Genomic DNA, 4,152 nt, shown 5'->3' on the forward strand with positions numbered 1-4,152 from the left:
GGTGGTGCGCCAGCTGGTTCGCCTTCGCGTCCAGCTCGCCGTACGTCAGCGTCCGGCCATCCGCGCCCTGCACGACCGCCGCCCGGTCCGGCGTCTTCCGCGCCTGCTCCGCGAAGAGCACGTGCACCGCCGCTCCCGCGGATACGCCGCCTGCGTCCGGTTCCAGTCCTCGGCCAGCAGGCGCTGCTCGGCGGAGCCCAGCATGGGCAGCCGGGCCACGGGCCTGCCGGGGTGGGCCACGGCGGCCTCCAGCAGGCCGCGCAGGTGCTCCACCATCCGCGCGACGGTGGCGTCGTGGAAGAGGTCGGTGTCGTACTCCACGTAGCCGCTCAGGCTCCCGTCCGCCTCCGTGAGCTGGAGGAGCAGGTCGAACTTGGCCGTCCGCGTGTCCACCTCCATCGCGTTCAGCTTCAGGCCCTGCACGGCGACCGGGCCGCGCGGCGCGTTCTGCAGCGCGAACATCACCTGGAAGAACGGCGTGCGCCCCGAGTCGCGGTCCGGCTGGAGCGCCTCCACCAGCCGCTCGAAGGGCAGGTCCTGGTGGTCCGTCGCGCCCACCATCGTCTCGCGCACCTGGCGCAGCAGCCCCCGGAAGGACAGCTCCGGCGTGAAGCGCGCGCGCAGCACCAGCGTGTTGACGAACATGCCGATGAGGCCTTCGAGCTCCGAGCGCGTCCGGCCCGCCATGGGGGAGCCCACGCTCACGTCGTCCTGGCCGGAGTAGCGCGACAGCAGCGACTGCCACCCGGCCAGCAACACCATGAACAGCGTCGCGCCCTCCTGCTGCGCCAGCGCCCGGAGCGCGTCCGTCAGCTCGCGCGACCACTGGATGGGCGTGCGCGCGCCCCGGAAGCCGCGCGCCGCGGGCCGGGGCTTGTCCGTCGTCCAGCTCCAGCGCGGGCGGAGCCCCGGAGAGCTGCCCGCGCCAGTACGCCAGCTGCTTCTCCAGCGCCGCGCCCTGCAACCTGTCCCGCTGCCACGCCGCGTAGTCCGCGTACTGCACGGCCAGCTCCGGCAGCGGCGACGGCTGGCCCTGCAGGAACGTGGCGTAGAGCACCGCCACCTCGCGCACGAGCACGCCCAGCGACCAGCCGTCGGAGACGATGTGGTGCATCGCCACCAGGAGCAGGTGATCCGCGTCCGCCAGCCGCACCAGCACCGCGCGCATCAGCGGGCCCGTGGCCAGGTCGAAGGGGCGCAGCGCCCCTTCCCTCACCCGGCGCCAGGCCTCCGCGTCCCGGGCGTCCGGCGCGAGCGCGCTCACGTCCGTCCGCTCCAGCTCCAGCACGGGCGCGTCCGCGAAGTGCTGCACCGGCCCGCTCTCGCCTCCCTGGAAGGTCGTGCGCAGCGCTTCGTGCCGCCGCACCACCTCCCGCAGCGACCGCTCCAGCACGTCCACGTCCAGCGCGCCCTCCAGCCGCACCGCCACGGGCACGTTGTAGAGCGGGCTGCCCGGGGCCAGCTGATCCATGAACCACAGGCGCTGCTGCGCGAAGGACAGCTCCGCCGGCCGCGAGCGATCCCTCAGCGGGAAGGAGGCCCGGTTCGCCGCGCCCGCGACCTGCTTCTGCGCGGCCATCTTCTTCAGCAGCTCCGCGCGCTTTTCCGGAGACAGGTTCGCGATTCGCTTCGACAGATCACCGCTGCTGCTCATCGAATTGACTCCGCACTCTGGACGCGACTCGGCCCTGAAGGACGCCCGGAACTCCGGACGCGGGGTCTTCGGGTCAATGTCGCCAAATGTCGATCACGCGCGGCCTGCCGCTCGTCGCGCGAGCAGCGTGGGGGAGGCCATAAAACCTGCTGTTCACATTATTCGGTCGAACAGCGGCCTGCCATGCGTTCCATGACGCGCGGCCTGCCTGCTCTCCAGCGGGGCTGGAACAGGCACGACACCTCCCGCGTCAGGGCGAATGAAACAGGTGTTTCAGCCCCGTCCCAGGATGGACGGGGTGGGTTCCACGCAAGCCGGCTCAGTGACCCGCGGAGCCGGGTGGCTCGACGCGCTCCACCTGCTTCTGGACGGCGGCATCCGACGCCACGTCCGCGCCCAGCTGCAGGTACGTCAGCAGATAGGTGCGCCCCGTCGCCGGGCCCTGGGCCGCGGCCGTGCGGGCCAGCGCGTCGCGCCGGGACTCGAAGGAGGTCAGCGTCTCCTGGAGCGAGCGGCGCGTGTCCTCGTTCTGCTCCGCCTTCAGGCGCTCCCGCACCCGCGCGATGTTCGCCTCCACCATGCGCTGGTTCTCCCGGGCGCGGTTCGCCTCGGACAGGTCGGTGAAGGGGCCCGTCCCTTCCACGGACACCTCCAGCTTCGCGACCTGGCGGCCGCGCTCCCCGGGCGGCACCAGCGTGGACACGCCCTGGCGCTGCGCCATGCCCACGCCGCGGCCGTCGTGCGACTGCACCACGAAGTCCACGCCCTCGGCGCCCTGGGCCAGCTTCACGGCCTCCACGTAGGGCACCGCCGCGAGCAGCACCACCAGCCCCACCTGCTCCTTCTGGCGCAGGCGCTTCACCTCCGCGGCCACCGCGGGCCCCACCGGCAGGCCCCGGACGCCCTCGGGCAGGAGGGCCGCGCCGTCCGCGGACGCGGGCGACACGCCGATGACGCCCACCTTCAGCCCGCCCACGGTCGTCACCACCGAGGCGGGAAAGAGCGGCTGCCCCTTCGCGTCCACGAGGTTCGCGGACACGAGCTTCAGCTTCGCGCCCTTCGTCTTCTTCTTCAGGAAGTCCACGCCCAGCACCAGGTCGCGCTGGCCCACGGCCATCGCCGCGTAGCCCTGCGCGTCCAGCTGCTCCAGGAGCAGCTCCGCGCGAGGCTTCGCCGTCGCGTCCTGGCCGTCCGCCAGCGTCTTGAAGAGCGCGTTGCCCGCGTCCAGTGCGAGCACCGGCACGCCCTTCGCGCGCTCCTGCGTCAGGACCGTCTTTCGTCTGGCCAGACCGCCAGACGGGTTGTGGCGTCAACCACAGGGGGCGACTTCGCCCCCATTGTCTCCCGTGAAGAGCAGCACGAGCTTCTTCGGCGCGGCCCCCGCCACGAGGGGCAGGAGCAAGAGGAGCGCCAGGGCGGCGAGCCGGGGGGCGCGGGGGCTCACTTCTTCCCCTTCCTCGCGGCGGGCGCGGACTTCTTGTCCAGCTCCGCCAGCTTCGTCTTCGCCGTCTTGGCCGCGTCCGACTTGGGGTAGCTCTTCACCAGCTCCTCCAGCGCCAGCTTCGACTCCTCCTTCATCTTCAGCTTGTGGAAGCAGTCGGAGGAGCGCAGGTACGCGTCCGGCGCGGACGCCGTCTTCGCGAAGTCCTGCACCACCTTGCCGTACTCGAAGAGGGCCTCGCGGCACTTGGACTCGGTGAAGTACGTCTCGCCCAGGCCGAAGTGCGCCTCGCCGACGAGCGCGTCCCGGGGCCACTTCTTCACGAACTCGTTGTAGAGCTGGCGCGCGACCAGCGCGTCGCCGGCCTTCGCCTTCTCCTGCGCGAGCGCGAGGAACGCCTTCTTGTCCGTGGGGCGCTGGAGCTCCTCGGCCTTCTTCCGGGCCTCGGCCTCCTTCACCGCCTCCGTGCCCTGGAGCGCCAGCAGCCGCTGGTTGGTCTCCTCCGTGCTCTTGCCGAGCGCGGCCTCCAGTTCGGCGATCTTGTAGAGGTACGTCTCCACCTGGCCGCGCAGCTGCGCCAGGTCCTCCACCGTCTTCTGGAACTGCACGCCGATGTCCGCGTCCTTGCGGCGCGCGGCGGTGTCCAGGCTCTGCAGGGCCTGGGTCACCTGGGCGATCTTCTCGTCAATCTTCGGCTGGGTGGCGGCGAGCTGGTCGCGCGCCTCCTTCAGCTCGGTGGCCATTTTCGCGTTGTCCGCGCCCAGCCGGTCCACCTTGGCTTCAAGGGCACGGCCGCGGTCAGCGGGGTAGAAACAGCCGGGAACGGCGGCGGTCAACAGGGCGAAGAGCACGAGCCTGCGCATGGGTCGGGCATCCTAGGTCCAAAGCGCCCCGCGCGCCGCTCCTGTTTCGCCCTTCTGGACGGCACGCCGGGCAGGCGGGCCGCCCCCTGCCCCCTCAGCGCGGCCCTTCGGCCTCCAGCCGCTCCACGGCCCGGGCGCAGGCCACCCGGAGCCCGGGGCAGGTTGAGGAAGAAGGGCACCGGCCGCGCCCGCCC

At 72.0% G+C, this 4,152-nt stretch carries 4 protein-coding genes and 1 pseudogene; all 5 read right to left on the reverse strand.

Going from position 1 to position 4,152, the window contains the following annotated elements; translation table 11 throughout:
- Positions 1-45: 45 nt before the first annotated feature.
- The 5 genes and pseudogenes from ACLEQD_RS38235 to ACLEQD_RS38255 all read right to left on the reverse strand — a co-directional run bounded on the left by ACLEQD_RS38235 (position 46) and on the right by ACLEQD_RS38255 (position 3,958).
- The gene (locus tag ACLEQD_RS38235) at positions 46-831 is read right to left on the reverse strand and encodes a condensation domain-containing protein (protein WP_410390783.1); all 786 of its coding nucleotides are present in this window, start codon (positions 829-831) and stop codon (positions 46-48) included.
- Between the two features lie 112 nt (positions 832-943).
- A pseudogene (locus tag ACLEQD_RS38240) lies at positions 944-1,654 on the reverse strand (condensation domain-containing protein); the annotation flags it as partial.
- 319 nt (positions 1,655-1,973) lie between these two features.
- Positions 1,974-2,897: a 5'-nucleotidase gene (locus ACLEQD_RS38245; protein ID WP_410390781.1), complete on the reverse strand. Its 924-nt coding sequence runs from the start codon at positions 2,895-2,897 to the stop codon at positions 1,974-1,976.
- 66 nt (positions 2,898-2,963) lie between these two features.
- Positions 2,964-3,098 carry a hypothetical protein gene (locus ACLEQD_RS38250; protein WP_014395184.1) on the reverse strand — a complete coding sequence of 45 codons (135 nt, stop codon included), beginning with the start codon at positions 3,096-3,098 and terminating at the stop codon, positions 2,964-2,966.
- Positions 3,095-3,958 (reverse strand): tetratricopeptide repeat protein, encoded by an 864-nt coding sequence (locus tag ACLEQD_RS38255; protein ID WP_410390782.1) that lies wholly within the window; start codon positions 3,956-3,958, stop codon positions 3,095-3,097. Before ACLEQD_RS38255 ends, ACLEQD_RS38250 begins: the two co-directional genes overlap by 4 nt.
- Between the last annotated feature and the right edge of the window lie 194 nt (positions 3,959-4,152).

Source organism: Corallococcus sp. 4LFB (genome assembly GCF_046520365.1).
GTDB classification, from domain to species: Bacteria; Myxococcota; Myxococcia; order Myxococcales; family Myxococcaceae; genus Corallococcus; species Corallococcus caeni.